This window comes from Euhalothece natronophila Z-M001, from assembly GCF_007904085.1.
Taxonomy (GTDB): Bacteria; Cyanobacteriota; Cyanobacteriia; order Cyanobacteriales; family Rubidibacteraceae; genus Halothece; species Halothece natronophila.
Window position 1 is genome coordinate 1356613 of the sequence record NZ_CP042326.1, and the last position, 16147, is coordinate 1372759.

Consider the following 16147-nt stretch of genomic DNA (forward strand, 5'->3'; position numbering starts at 1 on the left):
TGATCTTGGCAAGTAATTTGGTAAAAAATTTTCCCCGAGACTTTCCAGAACTTGATAAACTGTGAGAACGGATTTTTGGACGGCTCTCCTAGATTATGGTCAGTTACCTGTTAGAAGTTGGTACAGAAGAACTCCCTGCAGATTTTGTAGAAAGCGCGATCGCGCAGTGGCAAACTCGGATTCCGACTACGCTACAAGAACAATTTTTAACCCCAGAAACGGTTAAGGTTTATGGTACGCCGCGTCGTTTAGCCATGGTAATTACAGGATTACCACCCAAACAAGCGGATCGAGAAGAGGAAATTAAAGGTCCACCAGCACAAATGGCTTTCAAAGATGGTGAACCCACTAAGGCAGCCCAAGGTTTTGCCAAAAAACAAGGGGTTACTGTCGAAGACCTTGAAATTCGCCCCACTGACAAGGGAGACTTTGTTTTCCTCAAAAAAAATCTAATCGGTCGTTCTACTGCTGAGATTTTGCAGGAATTGACCCCAGAATGGATTTTAGGATTAGAGGGGAAACGATTTATGCGCTGGGGGGATGGCAATTTAAGATTTGCACGCCCAATTCGTTGGCTAGTTGCCCTTTTAGATGAGGAAGTTTTACCTATAACGCTGGAAAATGGCTCAGAAACTATTGCTGCGGATCGGTATGCTTGGGGGCATCGTGTCTTATCCCCCTACCAAATTGAAATTTCCCATCCTGAAGCCTATGTGGAAACCCTAAGACAAGCTCAAATTACTGTTGATCCTGAAGAAAGAAAAAGCGCGATCGCTGAACAAGTGCAAGTGGAGGCAAAAACGAAAGGCGGTTATGCACTGATTGATGAGGAATTATTAGCAGAAGTAACCCACCTAGTCGAATTTCCCTTTGTGGTTACAGGCAATTTTGATCAGGAATTTCTCAATTTACCGCCAGAAGTGATTACTACCGAAATGAGTAGCCATCAGCGTTACTTCCCGATTTGGAAAGATGAAAATGCGACCACTCTTTTACCTTATTTTATTACTGCAGCCAATGGGGATCCCAAAAAAGCTGATTTAATTATTCGGGGTAATGAACGGGTGATTCGGGCACGGTTAGCTGATGGTCAATTTTTCTATAATGCTGACTTAAGTAAGCCATTAGCCGATTATGTTCCAGACTTAGATCAGGTTACTTTTCAAGAGAAATTAGGCTCAATTGGGGACAAGGTTCAACGCATTCATAAATATGCTCACTGGATTGGTGAACAATTAGGAATTTCCGAGGGAGAAAGCAAGCAAATTCAACGCGCTGTGCAACTGTGTAAAGCTGATTTAGTGACGCAAATGGTGGATGAATTTCCTGAATTACAGGGGATTATGGGCGAAAAATATGCCCGTGCTAGTGGTGAAACTGAAGCCGTAGCAACTGCAATTTCTCAACATTATCTCCCAAAAGGAGCCGATGATGATCTCCCTGAAAACATTATTGCTCAAGTGGTTGCCATCAGCGATCGCGCTGACACCTTAGTTAGCATTTTTGGCTTAGGAATGCTTCCTACCGGCTCATCTGATCCTTTTGCTCTGCGTCGGGCTGCCAATGGCATTATTAGAATTATGTGGGAAAATCATCTTTCTCTCAACCTGCAACAACTCTTAAGCCAAGGAGTGGAGGACTTTATTGTAACCTTTGGAGAAAGCGAACATACTGCCAATTTGTTTTCCCAACTGCAAGATTTCTTTTTACAACGGATACGTGTTCTCTTAGGAGAGAAAAATATTGATTATGATTTGATCAATGCTGTACTAGGAGATAATGACGAAGAATATCGTCAACGAGCCTTAACTGCAGTTCTAGATGTAGAAGCCCGCGCCCACTTTTTAAAACTAATTCGGGAAAATCAAGTTCTAGATGCCATTTATGAAACGGTGAATCGTTCTACGCGACTAGCAGCCAAAGGAACCCTAGACACCGCTACTCTTGATCCTAGAGCAGTCATTGATCCCAATTTATTTGAACAAACCTCAGAGCAAACCTTGTACAATCAATTAATCGACTTACTTCCTAAAACTCAAGCAAGTCAGCAACAACGGGATTATCAGCAACTCGTCGATGGATTAGCCCAAATTTCTCCTGCAGTTAGTGCCTTCTTTGACGGAGAAGATAGTGTTTTAGTTATGGCAAAAGATCCTGCTGTTCAACAAAATCGCTTAAACTTATTAGGAGTCTTACGCAATCATGGCAGAGTTTTAGCTGACTTTGGACAAATTGTTAAAAACTAGAGTGATTTTCTAATCAAGTTCGGAAATTCTAGCCCAGATTGCTCTCCACAGGTGAAATCAATCCCTTAATTGGCAAAAGAGCGTTGCGTGAGATTAGCCTGTTTAATTTGGGCAATGTCTAAAGTGGGGGCAAAAGACCCCATTTCCGTTAACTCTTTTTGCGCCGCTTCTTCCCAGACTTGTTCCATAGTAGAAGCTAATTCTAAACGCAACTGTTGAGCTTGAATATGTCCTAAAATCCCTAATCGAATGGCAGCTCCCATTATTCCAGTCACAAAGCCATGAAGATAGGCTAAAGCAGCATCATTTTCCTCTAACCTTGCAGCTCGACTAACCACCGCAAAAATAATGGGATGTAAGCCATAGCAGGGACTTTCTCTTGATGAGAGAGCTTCTAACTGGGAATCCAACCAGACAGGAGTGGCAACGCTTAACAAAGCCCGACCACTGCGAAGGAGACTATCTCGGGTGGTTGTGACCAAAGTTTGTGACCAAAGGTGTTGTTCTATTTGCGCGATCGCGCTGATGTTTCCCTGTTGACTCGCGCGATGGGTGTGAATTAGTGCAACCAGTTCACTCGCTCCCACCTTTTGCCATAACGCCAGTTCTATCATGTCTCTTAATTCTTGGCTAGAGGTAATTTCACCTGTTTGTACAAAGGTTTCTAGCCCATGGGAAAGAGTATAAGTTCCCGAAGGAAAAAAAGAATCCGCTAATTGCAGTAAAGCTAACTGTTGAGAAGATTGCACCATGATTTAATGGCTATGATGAGTGTAAAAAGTCAATGTATCGGCTTGGTATTCCTCATAACGAATTTCTAACCCAGGAATCCCCAAGGAGTGAATTAGGGCTTCCATCATTTTTGGTTCTGTCACCAGTTTGATATAAAGGCAGTTTTCTTGAATCTGAATGGGATAATGATGATTCCCTAAAACGTGACCAAAATTAATAAAATCCTGAAGTTGATAAGAAATCTGAGAATCCCATTGCACAACCATAACCGTTTCCCGTTGTAACGTAATTAATAACCAATGTCCCTGATCCGTTTTGAAAATATCACCCTCTCGTAAAGACTGAAATCGCTCTTTAATAATGCCTATGGGGTTTCCTTGCCGCGTTTGGGTATAAATGCGCCCTTTACGGTTCTCTTCTGGGGTAATTTCTACCTCTAAATAAGTTTCTTGCTGAATTTGATGCTTTAACTCAGACTGATCTTGAATATTGCCGAAATAATGACGGGCTGTCCACATTACTTGGGTATCTCCGGTAACGTTGGTAATCCTAAAAAATGGCGAAAGAGACTGACCGCTTCCTTGATATAGTGGAGACTATCACTAGCATGACTGGCTAGTAAACGAATCAGTAATCCTTCACAGTTGGGTAGAGTTGAAACCCCTACTTTCAAATCTTTGCCATAGTCTTTTACCAATATTTGTAATTTCTCTTGTAAGACAGATAGCGTGATTGCCTTCGGGGGGACTAAATAAAGTGTTCCCATAATCGGCAATGCTGTTAAAAGATGACTCTTTCTCAAGGGATTTTTCTTGCCAAACAGTTGACCTGAATCTTGAAAAAGACATTTCCCCTGTTGATTCTTCACAATGAATTGATTACTGTAATGGCGAAATTGATAAGATTCTCCTCGCGCCAGCCGTCCGGGGATAAGAATTTCACTGATGGCAAATCCTGAGTTGTCAGCAATGGTAATTTCCGATTTTTGCTGAAAACAAGCATCTTGATAAAGGATAATGGGTTCTGGTAGCCATTCTAGAAAAGCCCCCTCCGCAAGCGTGACGCAATGGGTTAATTGTGCTGATTCTTCAAGGTTAGGCATGGTATGAACTTTAGTCGCCGCTTGATCTGTAAGAAATAAATGGCTATTTTTTGCGAGGGTAATTTCCCCAAAACAGCCATCGCCAGCTAACCAACCTGGCGCAGTATTCATGAGATAGAGATAAAGACAGCGTCGATCCTGAGAAGATAGCATCAGCGGGGGAGACAAGCGAAATGGATAGGTTGCATAAGTTCGCATGGCTTGGGAATAACCTTGAGCATCTTGACCCACTTTTAACTGTAAATGTAGAGTCATAACGAAACCGAATCAACAAATAATAAGGTTTGGAAAATAAATTCCATTACAGAAGATAAGCCCTCCCCAGTTTTACAGTTGGTATAAATAACAGGTTTTCCTTGCCGATTGGCAGTTGCTTCTTCTCGAATTACCTTGAGATCTGCCCCCACGTATGGCGCTAAATCAATTTTGTTAATTACTACCAAATCAGCTTGGGTAAAGCCAGGGCCGCGCTTAGAAGGAATATCATCTCCGGCCCCCACATCAAGGACAAAAATATAGGCATCTACCAAATCATAGCTAAACGTTGAGGCTAAATTATCGCCACCACTTTCCACTAAAATTAAATCTAGGTCTGGAAAGCGTTGTTCTAAATCAGCGATCGCGAGTAAATTCATGGAAGGATCTTCACGAATCGCCGTATGAGGGCAACTTCCAGTTTCTACCCCCACAATGCGCTCTGTAGGTAATAAACTCCCTCGTTTTAATCGATCTGCATCTTGTTGGGTGAGTAAATCATTGGTGACAATGGCTAACTGAATCTCTTTGTCTAGGAGTCGTGGCACTAAATTTTCAATTAAGGCTGTTTTTCCACTGCCAACTGGACCACCAATCCCTAAGCGAGCAACAGAAGGGCTTTCCATCATTTTTTACCTCAACGGAACATATAAAGTCGTCCTAAAGGAACGCGATCAACGGGATTACAGGTTGCAATTTCCCCATCCACTCGCACTTGGAAGGTATCAGGATCTACCTCAATTTCTGGACACGCTGTATTATGCTTTAAGTCTGCTTTACTCAGTTGACGAGTATTCTGCACAGGTAAGAAGGCTTTGTTTAAGCCCAAGCGGTCAGCAATCCCATAATCAAGTGCCGATTGTGTCACAAAACAGGCTGAAGTGGCAGCGGCGGCTGTCCCATGGCTTCCCCATTGTGGTCGATATAAAATTGGCTCACAAGTCATTAATGAGGCATTCGATTCTCCCATCGCAGACCATGCAATAAAGCCTCCTTTAATAATTACTTCTGGCTTAATCCCAAAAAATCCAGGTTGCCAAAGCACAATGTCTGCCATTTTCCCTGTTTCTAATGAACCGACATGATCAGCAATCCCATAGGTAATCGCAGGATTAATCGTGTATTTGGCTAGGTAGCGCAGAATCCGTTGGTTATCATTGCGGTCATTATCTTCGGGAAGGGGGCCCCGTTGATCCTTCATTTTGGAAGCGAGTTGCCATGTGCGACAAATAACCTCGCCAATGCGCCCCATCCCTTGGCTATCGGATCCCATCATTGTGATACTGCCAAGATCATGAAGAATATCCTCAGCGGCAATAGTTTCTGCACGAATCCGAGATTCTGCAAAGGCAACATCTTCAGGAATACGACGGTTGAGATGATGACACACCATCACCATATCTAAATGTTCATCAAACGTATTAACTGTATAGGGATTTGTGGGATTAGTCGAAGAAGGAAGACAGTTAGCAACTCCAGCAACTTTAATAATATCAGGAGCATGACCGCCTCCTGCCCCTTCTGCATGATACATATGAATGGTACGTCCCGCGATCGCGCTTAAGGTATCTTCCACATACCCTGATTCATTAAGGGTATCTGTATGCAATTGCACCTGAAAATCATAAGTATCAGCTACTTGCAAGCATTGATCAATGGTAGCTGGCATTGCCCCCCAGTCTTCATGAATTTTTAGCCCGATCGCGCCTCCTAATATCTGTTCTACTAAACTTGACGGCAAACTGGAACTCCCTTTGCCAATAAAGCCAAAATTAAGGGGAAAGTCTTCAGACGCTCGCAACATCATCTCTAAATTGCGTCTGCCACTAGAACAAATTCCCACAGTAACTGGACCTAATCCCCCTCCTATCATCGTCGTAATGCCACTGGATAGAGCCTCTGGACATAACCCAGCACTATCAAAATGAACGTGACCATCTAACCCCCCAGCAGTGGCAATTAATCCTTCTCCTGCGCGGACATCTGTATTGGCACTGACAATTAAGTTGGGATCTACCCCATCCATAATCCCGGGGTTTCCAGCCTTGCCAATCCCTGCAATTTTTCCATTTTTGATTCCAATATCCCCCTTAATAATGCCCAGTACAGGATCCATTACCGTTACATTCGTAATTACAAAGTCCAGCGCCCCTTCGGCAGCCGTTACCCCAGCCGCTAACCCTAAGCCATCTCTGAGAGTTTTCCCTCCACCAAACACACATTCATCCCCATAAGTGGTGAAATCCTGTTCTACTTCAGCAACTAAAGAGGTATCTGCCAACCGAATTCGATCTCCTGTGGTGGGACCAAATAACTCTGCATATCGCTCACGACTAATTCGCATCCTTTCTGTTCCTTCAAGCTAGTTAAATCCGTTTTCTTCAGCCTTTTTTAGGGCTCGTTTTCGCGCCATTTCTTCTTGGCAATTCCCATTCACTAAATTGTTCAATCCGATAACTGTTTTGTCTCCCCCTAAAGCCACTAAGGTAACTTCTTTCGTGTCGCCAGGTTCAAATCTCACCGCTGTTCCAGCAGGAATATCAAGGCGAAATCCTAGAGCTTTTTTTCGGTCAAATTTTAAGGCGCGATTAACTTCAAAAAAGTGATAATGTGACCCAACTTGAATTGGTCGATCTCCTTCGTTAGCCACTCTAATTTGACAACTTTCGCGATTTTTATTGAGTTCAATTTCTCCTTCAACACAATCAATTTGACCGGGAAATTCAAAGGGAAATGAGCTTTCTGTCATTAATATTACTCCTCAAAAACAGGACGAATCGGATTATCAATACTGACTAATTTAGTTCCATCGGCAAAATGAGCTTCTACTTGAATAATAGGAATTAATTGAGCAACCCCGGGCAAAACATCCTCTGTTGTCAATAAAGTAGCCCCTTCTGACATTAACTGAGCCACTGATTTATCTTCCCTTGCCCCTTCAATAATGACATCCGTAATAAAAGCAATCGCCTCAGGAACATTCAATTTCAGACCTTTTTCCTTTCGCCGTCGTGCAATTTCAGCAGCGGTAAAAATGGTTAATCGCTCTTGCTCTTTGGGCGTGAGATACATAAGTTCAAAAAATAATTTGACAGGATTTAATCTTGAAGTGACTTTTTAACCTATCATTTCGTTAGCTAAACAGTTTGTAGCGTTTAATACCATTATTAACAATCTAGCGTTTGAGTTAACTCCCAAGGGGTAATTTCTTGATGGTAATGTTGCCATTCTTGTTGTTTTAATTTTAGATAAGACGCGACAAATTCTTCCCCAAGTCGGGGAATGAGAATTTGATCAGCTTCTAGATAGCGTAGGGCATCGAGTAAATTGCCTGGAAGTTGTTTCACTTTTTCCAAGGGGAGGGGATCAGTATAATTGTTATTATCAAATCGTGGACCCGGATCGCGCTGTTGGCTAGCCCCATCAAGTCCAGCAGCAATCATCGCCGCTTGTAAGAGATAGGGATTGGCAGAACCATCTCCCATACGAAGTTCAAAGCGATCGCGATCGGGAATCCGAATGGCATGAGTGCGATTGTTCCCGCCATAACTCGCGGTATTGGGTGACCAAGTTGCCCCAGACGCGGTGGCAGCGGCATTAATGCGTTTATAAGAATTAATAGTAGGATTACTAAAGGCACATAAGGCTTGGGAAGAATGAAGAATACCTGCAATAAACTGATAAGCCAGATTAGATAACCCTAATTCCCCTTGCGGATCGCAAAATAGATTCTTGTTGTCATCATTCCAAACTGATATATGAACATGACAACCATTCCCTGTCAGATGCTGAAAAGGCTTGGGCATAAACGTTGCCCTTAATCCATGTTTTTCCGCAATAGATTTCACCATATACTTAAAAAACGTATGGCGATCGGCTGTGGTTAAAGCATCTGCATAATCCCAATTCATCTCAAATTGACCATTGGCATCTTCATGATCATTTTGATAAGGATTCCAGCCAAGGACTTGCATCCCATCACAAATTTCTCGAATTACCTCATAGCGACGCATTAAGGCTTGTTGATCATAACAAGGTTTACTTTGTTGATCGAAACCATCGGCAATTTGATCCCCTTGGGAAGTGAGTAGGAAATATTCGCATTCTACGCCCGTTTTCACTTGATAGCCTTGGGCTTTTGCCTCAGCAAGCACTCGCTTTAAAACTAATCGGGGAGTTTGTAATAAAGGATCACCGTCACTGGTATAAATATCGGCAGGCATCCATGCAATATCTGATTGCCAAGGTAACTGAAAAAGGCGATCGCGATCGGGAATTGCTAAAATATCAGGGTCAGCTGGGGTTAAGTCTAACCAAGCGGCAAACCCAGCAAAGCCAGCCCCACTTTCTGCCATGGTATCAATACTACTGGCTGGAACCAGTTTAGATCGCTGTACCCCAAATAAATCGGTAAACGAAATTAAAAAATAGCGGATTCCTTTTTCCGTTGCCAGTTGAGATAGCGTTTCTTGGGTCATTTTTTTTGTTAGCCACTGCATCCTTGCCCTGTATTATCTATCGCTAGTGAGAGGGGAAATGTGTTGTGTGATACTCCAACAAGAAATCCTTTACGTTATCTCTAGAATCGGTGAATAAATGGATATTGATTTTATGTTAAGCCAATCAACACAACAGCAAAATTTGAAGCCTCAACAACTACTCCCTGTAGAAACTCTGAAAAGCCTTAATCAACGCTCTAATGTCAAAGGAATTTTGCAATTAATGGCGCACTTAATGGTTATGGGGGTTAGTGGCTATCTTTGGGGAAGTCAGGTTTTAGAAGGTTGGCTAGCTGTTCCGTTTCTCGTAATCTACGGCTTTAGTTTGGCTTCAATGTTTGCCACGCTTCATGAGTGTGTCCATCGCACAGCCTTTGCGAGTCAACGTTTTAATGATCTTGTTGCCTGGTGGGCTGGCGTTTTATCCCTTTATAACAGTACCTACTACCGCCCTTATCACAAGTGGCATCACCGTTACACCCAAATTCCAGGTAAAGATCCCGAACTCGCCGAGGCAAAACCAAGTAACTGGCGTGAGTATCTTTTACATTTAAGTGGTTTGCCCTGGTGGTGGGGGAAACTTCAAACTTATTGGGAATTGATAACGGGACAACTCGATAATTATTATTTTATTAAAGAAAACAATCGTGAAGCGATTATCCGTTCGGCGCGGTTACAGATATTGGTCTATGGTAGCGCGATCGCGCTGACAACAGCGTTAGGACACCCAGAAGCCTTCTTTCTATATTGGTTACTCCCGTTAGCAGTGGGTCAACCCATTCTCCGCTTTATCCTCCTAGCAGAACATACTGGTTGCACCTATGATGATAATCCTCTTACCAATACTCGCACGACATTAACGGTCTTTCCCATCCGTCTTTTAATGTGGAATATGCCCTATCATAGTGAACATCATTTATATCCGTCTCTTCCTTTCCATGCCTTACCCAAAGCCCATCAACAACTTGCCCCCTATTTCCAGCAAATTGAAAACGGCTATCTGAAAGTCAATCAAAATCTTGTGCAACAGTTTTAATCACCGATTTTATGAGTGCAGCCGCTGGTCATTTTATTCTCCCTAATTTTCAACTGCAATGTGGCAAAGTCCTCTCAGAAGCGCAACTTGTCTATCAAACTTATGGCGAACTCTCACCCAAACGAGATAATGTAATCCTCTATCCCACTTCCTACGGTGGACACCATTCAGACTTAGACTGGCTAATTCATCCCGAGGGCATTTTAGACCCTCAGCAATGGTTTATTATTATTCCTAATCAGTTTGGGAATGGTCTTTCTAGTTCTCCCAGTAATCACCCGAGTTGTCAGCTAAGAGAATCAGGGTTTTGGTTTACCCATGGGGATAATATTCGCGCCCAAAAACAACTATTAACAGAGGTTTTTAAGGTGGAAAAACTTGCCATGGTTTATGGTTGGTCAATGGGGGCGCAACAAGCCTATCATTGGGGGGCTTTGTATCCAGAACAAGTGGAACGCATTGTCGCGATTTGTGGAACCGCCCGTACTACTGAACATAATCAAGTTTTTTTAGAAAGCCTACGTTATGCCCTCACCGCTGATCCTTGTTGGCAAGGAGATCATTTTGAAGGCATACCAGAACGAGGCTATCGCGCTTTTGCTAGGATTTATGCCAGTTGGGCAGCCTCACAAGCCTATTATCGAGAAGGATTACACTATAAACAAGGGTTTGCTTCTTTAGAAGATTATCTGTTGCGAGGCTGGGAACCCAATTATCGTCGCCATGATCCTCATGATCTGCTGTCGATGTTAGAGACGTGGCGATGTTGTGACATTAGTAATAATCCTCTTTATCAAGGAGACTACGATCGCGCTTTGCAGTCTATTACTGCCAAAACTCTTGTGATGCCAGCAACGACAGACTTATATTTTACTCCAGAAGACTGTGAAGCTGAAGCGAAACAGATTCCCCATGCTAAATATTACCCTATTCCCTCCATTTGGGGGCATCGTGCAGGAAATCCTCATCAAAACCCCACTGATGAAGCCTTTATTAAAAAAGCAGTGAGAGACTGGCTTGCTTAGCCGTAGGGAACTTAATTGGAATGACTATAACCAGTTCTTGACTCGATTAACTGCTTTCCAGTTTGGCTTTCTCGCTAAACCATCGTCTAAGTTGGCAATAATTTCTTCTCGTAATTGGGAACTTAAGCCAATTATTTCTTGTGTGGCTTCAATTTGTTCTCGAACCCCTGTTTTTCCTGTTTCTAATAATGCTAAAGCAAGATTGATGCGGGCTTGGGGTGCTTGTTTATCAAATTTAACACTTTTTTGAGCAGCTTTCAGGGCAGCATTTGGTTTATCAGAAAGTAAATAGAGCCATGCTAAACTACACCAGATGGCAGAATCCTTGGGAGCGCGATCGCTGAGGTCTTTAAAGTAAGCAATTAAATCTTCTAAGGGTTCTCCTGCTTGATATTTTTGCAACCCTTGTTCATATAACTCATTAATTCCCTCAGCCATACTGATATCTCCTAAAATACACACAAAAGGCAGACATTTCACCTGCCTGCCCAAAATGTACTTTAGCAAAAAACGCAACTAGACACCAAATGACTTACCACAGCCACAGGTTTGTGAGGCATTAGGATTAGTAAATTGGAAACCTCCGCCAATTAGCGCATTACTATAATCGAGTTGTAAACCGTAAATATAGAGCAAACTTTTGGGGTCACAGATAATCTTAAACCCGTTGTAATCAAAGACCTCATCATCGTCGCGAACATTACTAGGATCTTCAAAATCCATCATATAGGACATGCCAGAACAGCCACCGTTACGAACACCGACTCTGAGGTAAAGGTCTTGTCCTTGTTGTTCCCGTAATTGTGTCAAGTGGGTTAAAGCAGTTTCTGAAACTTGAATTCCTTGTTGTTGGGACTGAGTTGCTTGTGTCATATTTCCCATTATTAAAGCAGCGGTTTTCTTAATTCTACTCTAACAGACACCGCTAAGAAGTCCCCATCCATAATTTTCAATCAAGGAATCGTTGATGATATCAAAGCCAGAGGGAACAAAAGCCTCCATGACAACTAACGTACACCAGCCATTGATCCAAACTTCCCCTTTTAGAGTAAAGTAATCAATAAGACTCCCATTACCATAATTGTTGCCCCTAGCATTCTTTCTCTTAACCCTTTTTCCTTAAAAATTAAATGCCCCCAAATTACACTTAATAAGGCGCTCATGCGTTTTATAGAAATGACATGAGCTACCAAAGTTAAATTAATCGCCTGCATTTGAAACAGAACGCCTAACCCCTGTAATAAACCAATAGGAACAAGCGTCGGTAAATTTTGACTCACTTGTTGCAACGCCTTAGGAGATTTTAAGAGCATAATTGGCAACATTCCAGTGGCAATATAGATATAAATCGCGATCGCCCAAAATGTTGGGGAAGAATTTTGTACCCCGACTTTATCAATTGTGGAACTGAAGCTCCAAATAAACGCCACTAATAACATTACTTGTGACCCTTTATTATTGACTAAGGCTTTAAAGGGAGCCAAATAACCTTGAGCCTTGTGTTTCAAATTTAATAAATAAGAGCCACTAACAATACAAAAAATTCCTACAGCATCTGTTGGTGTTGGTATCTCTCCTACAATAATAGGAGAAGTCACTAATAAAAATAATGGCGTAAAAGTTATTAAAGGAACTGCTAATGATAAATCTGCTAGCTTGAGAGCACGAATATAAAGCAACATTGAAACAATATTTAAACTCCCCCCTGCTAATAACGCCCAAATAAAATTTTCTCCTAACTCGGGACGCTCAATAATTCCTAACAAGGGAAGCATCAGTGGCAAGGTAAAAAAAATCATTGACCAAGCCACAACATATTCATCTAAAGTGTTTAAACCGCGCTTACTGGTAACATCTTTCAATGATTCAAAAAGCGCGGTTAATGTAGCAAAAATTACCCAAGTCATTCGCTTTTAGACCTTAGCAAATAATTCTTCCCAGCTAGAAGAAACAGCTTCAGGTTGAGCGACAATTTCCACAATTTTATTTTGGGCTTGCGGTTGCTGTAGGGCTTGTACACAAACTTGTGCTACTTTTTGTCGAGGAATACTGCCTTCAAAGAGGGTATCAGCTTGTGACATCACTACGGCATCAGGAGTGTCTTCATTTTTTAATCCCCCAGGGCGAACAATGGTATAAGTTAAGCCACTATTTTGTAAGTCGCTTTCGGCTTGCTTTTTCCAAAACAGAACCAGCCAAAATAAATTCAGGGGATGGAAAAATTTAGAAACACACAGAGAAGACACCATCACAAAATGCTCAATGTTTTTCTCTTTCGCCACCTCAATGAGGTTCTTCGTTCCTTGATAATCTACCTGATAGGGCCCAGTAGGATTAAAACTGGGACGCGCTCCAGTAGCGGATAAAACCACAGTACAGTCTCCTATCGCCTCGCGCAAGCTGTCTGGTTTCAACACATCCCCTAATACTAATTCTGCTTCTGGGGGTAAAATGGTTTGCGCTGTTTCTAAATTTCTAACCATAGCGCGAACCGAAATATTTGCGTTTACTAACTCTTGGACAATTCTGCGTCCCGTTTCTCCCGTTGCACCAGCGACAAATGCTTTCATAATGACTAATTTCTCCCTTAAAAGCGGTCTTTCATTCCTCGTAACCGTGCAAAGGTTTGTACGGCATTTTTAGCTTTGGTTACAGTTTGTAAATTTTTATCTTCCCAACGGAGGAAAGGATTCGTTTGTTTTTCCTGTGCTAATAATGAAGGCACGGTCGCTTGCCCCTCACGACGGGCTTGTTGTACGTCCTGATACCGTTGCTGTACTACAGGATTATCGGGTTCGACACTAATCGCAAATTGATAATTTTTTAGGGTATATTCATGGGCGCACCAGAGACGAGTTTGGTCAGGCAGTGCTTTTAATTTCCCTAAAGAGTCCACCATTTGTGTTGGTGTGCCTTCAAATAAACGCCCACAACCTCCCACAAACATGGTATCACCAGCAAATAGTTCTCCCACTTCTGCTCCTTCTACAGGGGGGAAATAATAGGCAATGTGGCCACTAGTATGTCCTGGAACAAACAAGACTTCTCCTTGACGTTGAGCAAAGGTAACTGTGTCTCCCTCTTGTAAAAAGACTTCTTGATGGGGAATGCGACCTTCATCTTCGGCACTTCCATAGACTACTGCTTGGGGATAATGCTTTTTTAGCTCACGGTTTCCTCCCACATGATCAAAGTGGTGGTGGGTATTAAAAATCGCGACTAAGTCTGCATTTAGTTCCTTTAATAACGTTAAGACAGGTTTCGCCTCGGCTGGATCAACGGTAGCAGCAATTTTTTGCTGGGGATCATAGAGGACAAACACATAATTATCGGATAAAGCAGGTAAACGTTTAACTTCCATAAACTTCCTCCTAGCGAGAGGTTACGTCTGTTCTTGTACAGTTGAGGGGTTGGCTGGTTGGTTATTGGTTTCCACTTCACTGGGCAATTCTAGACAATACCCTGCTCCATAGACGGTTTTAATGTATATGGGATGACGGGGTTCTGGTTCTAGTTTGGTTCGCAAATGGCGAATATGAACACGAATGGTCTCGATGTCATCATCGGGATCATATCCCCACACTTCTTCAAGAATGTCACTAGGGGAAACTGTCTGACCATGACGTTGCAATAAGCAGTGTAGAAGTTCAAATTCGAGATGCGTTAACCTGATAGTTTTGTTATACCAAATTGCCTCAAACCGTTCTGGGACTAGAGTTAACGGCCCATAATTCAGGATTTCACTATGCTTGGCAGCTTTAGGAATGCGGTCAGTGCGACGAAGTAGGGCGCGAACTCTTGCCAACATTTCTTCCACTTCAAATGGCTTGGTGAGATAGTCATCTGCACCAGCATTAAAACCTTCGACTTTATCTTGGGTTTGACCTAAAGCCGTCAGCATCAACACAGGGATATCTGCGGTTCGATCATCTCGGCGTAATCGTTGACAGATGGTTAACCCATCCACACGCGGTAACATCAGGTCAAGCATAATTAGGTCTGGCTGTAGCTGCACAGCAAGGGCTTGACCTTTAACACCATCGTTTACGGGTTCTACAGTGTAACCGGCCATTTCGAGGTTAATGGTCACGAGTTCGCAAATGGCGGGATCATCATCAATAACAAGAATTCGGGGCATCATTATGATAGCGTTAGCTATACTTTTATTTACAGTTTGACAAGATGTGTTAATTAAAAATTAAGATTCCTATACCGATTATAGGGGTTTTGCTTCGATTGGTTTTTGGATGTAAAGATTTTTTGAAAAATTATAGAGAATGATTGACAGTTTTTTTAGGAAGTCTTAAGAATTATAACGAATGATAGGTCTTTATTACCAGTCAGTTTTCTTCTTGACTTAAGAAGAGGTTAAGCTAAGTCAACTTATGCTTTACTGGAAGGGGTTTGAGGCTTTTTGATCTAGCCCTCTGTAGTCTTTCTGAAGCAGACTGTTAAGTTAATCACATTTAAAAGGAGAAAGATTTACTAGAATTAACGTAAGTTTACTTATTAACAAATTCTTTCAAGCCATGATAGAAGCCGAAACACAGGGAAATTGCCTGTTGCAGGTTGTATTATGGCAAAGGTTTTATTGAACCCCTAGACCATTTAATGTTGGTAATTAAGTATGAGTAATGCAGTGCTAGTAGTACAGAAAAATAACTCTGATCATAAGATTTGGGAGAAAATGCTGGAAAGCCAGAACTTAGTTGCAATTACAGAATCTCCTCAAGCTAATTTGCGAGATTTGATTATGCGTAACCAAGTGTCTGGTCAAAGTTTTCCCAAACTCATGATTTTAGACATGTCTATTGAACACTTGAATCCCTATGAGTTCTGTCGCTGGGTTCAAGAAAATTACCCGTCTCTCAAGATCATTTTGACAAATCAGGAGCGTAAGACAATTTCCGATATTGAGCGGCGTTGGGCAACCAGTCAAGGTGCTTATGAGTTGATCCCTGGATTTGATTATAATAATCTTCCTTCTAGTCTTAGTGAGAGAATTAAGTTAGTTTTAAAGGCTTTAGGAAAATGGGACAATCAAGAGAAGTTTTTAGTTCCCGTAGTGGAAGATTTAATGAAGCACTTATTTCCCCAACAATATGAGGAAAGCGCGGATCAAGAAACTTCCCCTTCTCAATCTGAAGCTGAAGAAAAGCAGTTAGTGACAGCAAATCAGAGTAATGGTAGCAAATCCCGTGGCTATAAGTTAAAGCCAAAGGTGAAACGGTTTCGGGGGTTACCGTACTAAA

Annotated in this window: 18 protein-coding genes; 4 read left to right on the forward strand and 14 right to left on the reverse strand. The window is 42.1% G+C overall.

The window, feature by feature from the left end; genetic code table 11:
• The first annotated feature begins 95 nt into the window (after nt 1–95).
• Complete coding sequence (glyS, locus tag FRE64_RS06495) at nt 96–2246, forward strand: glycine--tRNA ligase subunit beta (RefSeq protein WP_146295209.1); 2151 nt, start codon at nt 96–98, stop codon at nt 2244–2246.
• 65 nt (nt 2247–2311) lie between these two features.
• Here the strand turns inward: glyS and FRE64_RS06500 are convergent, their stop codons facing one another.
• From FRE64_RS06500 to glnT, 8 genes are all read right to left on the reverse strand, one after another.
• On the reverse strand, nt 2312–2998 hold the full coding sequence (locus tag FRE64_RS06500; protein ID WP_146295210.1) for an urease accessory protein UreF: 687 nt from the start codon (nt 2996–2998) through the stop codon (nt 2312–2314).
• A 3-nt stretch (nt 2999–3001) separates the two neighbouring features.
• A complete protein-coding gene (locus FRE64_RS06505) occupies nt 3002–3496 on the reverse strand; it encodes an urease accessory protein UreE (RefSeq protein ID WP_146295211.1) in 495 nt (164 codons plus the stop codon).
• Nucleotides 3496–4335 (reverse strand): urease accessory protein UreD, encoded by an 840-nt coding sequence (locus FRE64_RS06510; protein ID WP_146295212.1) that lies wholly within the window; start codon nt 4333–4335, stop codon nt 3496–3498. Before FRE64_RS06510 ends, FRE64_RS06505 begins: the two co-directional genes overlap by 1 nt.
• A complete protein-coding gene (gene ureG, locus FRE64_RS06515) occupies nt 4332–4964 on the reverse strand; it encodes an urease accessory protein UreG (protein ID WP_146295213.1) in 633 nt (210 codons plus the stop codon). The genes FRE64_RS06510 and ureG overlap by 4 nt, the downstream gene beginning before the upstream one ends.
• Nucleotides 4965–4972: 8 nt before the next feature.
• Nucleotides 4973–6679, reverse strand: coding sequence for an urease subunit alpha (ureC, locus tag FRE64_RS06520; RefSeq protein WP_146295214.1), 1707 nt, complete (start codon nt 6677–6679; stop codon nt 4973–4975).
• 18 nt (nt 6680–6697) lie between these two features.
• A complete protein-coding gene (locus FRE64_RS17840) occupies nt 6698–7084 on the reverse strand; it encodes an urease subunit beta (protein WP_146295215.1) in 387 nt (128 codons plus the stop codon).
• A 5-nt stretch (nt 7085–7089) separates the two neighbouring features.
• Complete coding sequence (locus FRE64_RS06530; protein WP_146295216.1) at nt 7090–7407, reverse strand: urease subunit gamma; 318 nt, start codon at nt 7405–7407, stop codon at nt 7090–7092.
• A gap of 95 nt (nt 7408–7502) precedes the next feature.
• Complete coding sequence (gene glnT, locus FRE64_RS06535) at nt 7503–8813, reverse strand: type III glutamate--ammonia ligase (protein WP_146297298.1); 1311 nt, start codon at nt 8811–8813, stop codon at nt 7503–7505.
• A 118-nt stretch (nt 8814–8931) separates the two neighbouring features.
• Between glnT and FRE64_RS06540 the strand changes: the two genes are divergently transcribed.
• Both FRE64_RS06540 and FRE64_RS06545 read left to right on the forward strand, forming a co-directional pair.
• The gene (locus FRE64_RS06540; protein WP_222597870.1) at nt 8932–9870 is read left to right on the forward strand and encodes a fatty acid desaturase family protein; all 939 of its coding nucleotides are present in this window, start codon (nt 8932–8934) and stop codon (nt 9868–9870) included.
• A gap of 11 nt (nt 9871–9881) precedes the next feature.
• Nucleotides 9882–10895, forward strand: coding sequence for an alpha/beta fold hydrolase (locus FRE64_RS06545; RefSeq protein WP_146295217.1), 1014 nt, complete (start codon nt 9882–9884; stop codon nt 10893–10895).
• 24 nt (nt 10896–10919) lie between these two features.
• Here the strand turns inward: FRE64_RS06545 and FRE64_RS06550 are convergent, their stop codons facing one another.
• The 6 genes from FRE64_RS06550 to FRE64_RS06575 all read right to left on the reverse strand — a co-directional run bounded on the left by FRE64_RS06550 (nt 10920) and on the right by FRE64_RS06575 (nt 15033).
• A complete protein-coding gene (locus FRE64_RS06550; RefSeq protein WP_146295218.1) occupies nt 10920–11333 on the reverse strand; it encodes a tetratricopeptide repeat protein in 414 nt (137 codons plus the stop codon).
• Between the two features lie 78 nt (nt 11334–11411).
• Nucleotides 11412–11768, reverse strand: a complete 357-nt coding sequence (locus tag FRE64_RS06555) for a HesB/IscA family protein (protein WP_146295219.1) — start codon at nt 11766–11768, stop codon at nt 11412–11414.
• Nucleotides 11769–11938: 170 nt separating this feature from the next.
• On the reverse strand, nt 11939–12802 hold the full coding sequence (locus tag FRE64_RS06560; RefSeq protein WP_146295220.1) for an EamA family transporter: 864 nt from the start codon (nt 12800–12802) through the stop codon (nt 11939–11941).
• A 6-nt stretch (nt 12803–12808) separates the two neighbouring features.
• The gene (locus FRE64_RS06565; protein ID WP_146295221.1) at nt 12809–13465 is read right to left on the reverse strand and encodes an SDR family oxidoreductase; all 657 of its coding nucleotides are present in this window, start codon (nt 13463–13465) and stop codon (nt 12809–12811) included.
• A 17-nt stretch (nt 13466–13482) separates the two neighbouring features.
• Nucleotides 13483–14256 (reverse strand): hydroxyacylglutathione hydrolase, encoded by a 774-nt coding sequence (gene gloB, locus FRE64_RS06570; RefSeq protein ID WP_146295222.1) that lies wholly within the window; start codon nt 14254–14256, stop codon nt 13483–13485.
• Nucleotides 14257–14277: 21 nt separating this feature from the next.
• Nucleotides 14278–15033: a response regulator transcription factor gene (locus FRE64_RS06575; RefSeq protein WP_146297300.1), complete on the reverse strand. Its 756-nt coding sequence runs from the start codon at nt 15031–15033 to the stop codon at nt 14278–14280.
• Between the two features lie 489 nt (nt 15034–15522).
• Between FRE64_RS06575 and FRE64_RS06580 the strand changes: the two genes are divergently transcribed.
• Complete coding sequence (locus FRE64_RS06580; RefSeq protein ID WP_146295223.1) at nt 15523–16146, forward strand: PleD family two-component system response regulator; 624 nt, start codon at nt 15523–15525, stop codon at nt 16144–16146.
• Nucleotide 16147: the final 1 nt, after the last annotated feature.

What these genes read in the sequence shown, in the direction of transcription:
- glyS (WP_146295209.1), top strand. Translation starts at nt 96, where the DNA reads ATGGTCAGTTACCTGTTAGAAGTTGGTACAGAAGAACTCCCTGCAGAT.
- FRE64_RS06500 (WP_146295210.1), bottom strand. Translation starts at nt 2,998, where the DNA reads ATGGTGCAATCTTCTCAACAGTTAGCTTTACTGCAATTAGCGGATTCT.
- FRE64_RS06505 (WP_146295211.1), bottom strand. Translation starts at nt 3,496, where the DNA reads ATGTGGACAGCCCGTCATTATTTCGGCAATATTCAAGATCAGTCTGAG.
- FRE64_RS06510 (WP_146295212.1), bottom strand. Translation starts at nt 4,335, where the DNA reads ATGACTCTACATTTACAGTTAAAAGTGGGTCAAGATGCTCAAGGTTAT.
- ureG (WP_146295213.1), bottom strand. Translation starts at nt 4,964, where the DNA reads ATGATGGAAAGCCCTTCTGTTGCTCGCTTAGGGATTGGTGGTCCAGTT.
- ureC (WP_146295214.1), bottom strand. Translation starts at nt 6,679, where the DNA reads ATGCGAATTAGTCGTGAGCGATATGCAGAGTTATTTGGTCCCACCACA.
- FRE64_RS17840 (WP_146295215.1), bottom strand. Translation starts at nt 7,084, where the DNA reads ATGACAGAAAGCTCATTTCCCTTTGAATTTCCCGGTCAAATTGATTGT.
- FRE64_RS06530 (WP_146295216.1), bottom strand. Translation starts at nt 7,407, where the DNA reads ATGTATCTCACGCCCAAAGAGCAAGAGCGATTAACCATTTTTACCGCT.
- glnT (WP_146297298.1), bottom strand. Translation starts at nt 8,813, where the DNA reads ATGACCCAAGAAACGCTATCTCAACTGGCAACGGAAAAAGGAATCCGC.
- FRE64_RS06540 (WP_222597870.1), top strand. Translation starts at nt 8,932, where the DNA reads ATGGATATTGATTTTATGTTAAGCCAATCAACACAACAGCAAAATTTG.
- FRE64_RS06545 (WP_146295217.1), top strand. Translation starts at nt 9,882, where the DNA reads ATGAGTGCAGCCGCTGGTCATTTTATTCTCCCTAATTTTCAACTGCAA.
- FRE64_RS06550 (WP_146295218.1), bottom strand. Translation starts at nt 11,333, where the DNA reads ATGGCTGAGGGAATTAATGAGTTATATGAACAAGGGTTGCAAAAATAT.
- FRE64_RS06555 (WP_146295219.1), bottom strand. Translation starts at nt 11,768, where the DNA reads ATGACACAAGCAACTCAGTCCCAACAACAAGGAATTCAAGTTTCAGAA.
- FRE64_RS06560 (WP_146295220.1), bottom strand. Translation starts at nt 12,802, where the DNA reads ATGACTTGGGTAATTTTTGCTACATTAACCGCGCTTTTTGAATCATTG.
- FRE64_RS06565 (WP_146295221.1), bottom strand. Translation starts at nt 13,465, where the DNA reads ATGAAAGCATTTGTCGCTGGTGCAACGGGAGAAACGGGACGCAGAATT.
- gloB (WP_146295222.1), bottom strand. Translation starts at nt 14,256, where the DNA reads ATGGAAGTTAAACGTTTACCTGCTTTATCCGATAATTATGTGTTTGTC.
- FRE64_RS06575 (WP_146297300.1), bottom strand. Translation starts at nt 15,033, where the DNA reads ATGCCCCGAATTCTTGTTATTGATGATGATCCCGCCATTTGCGAACTC.
- FRE64_RS06580 (WP_146295223.1), top strand. Translation starts at nt 15,523, where the DNA reads ATGAGTAATGCAGTGCTAGTAGTACAGAAAAATAACTCTGATCATAAG.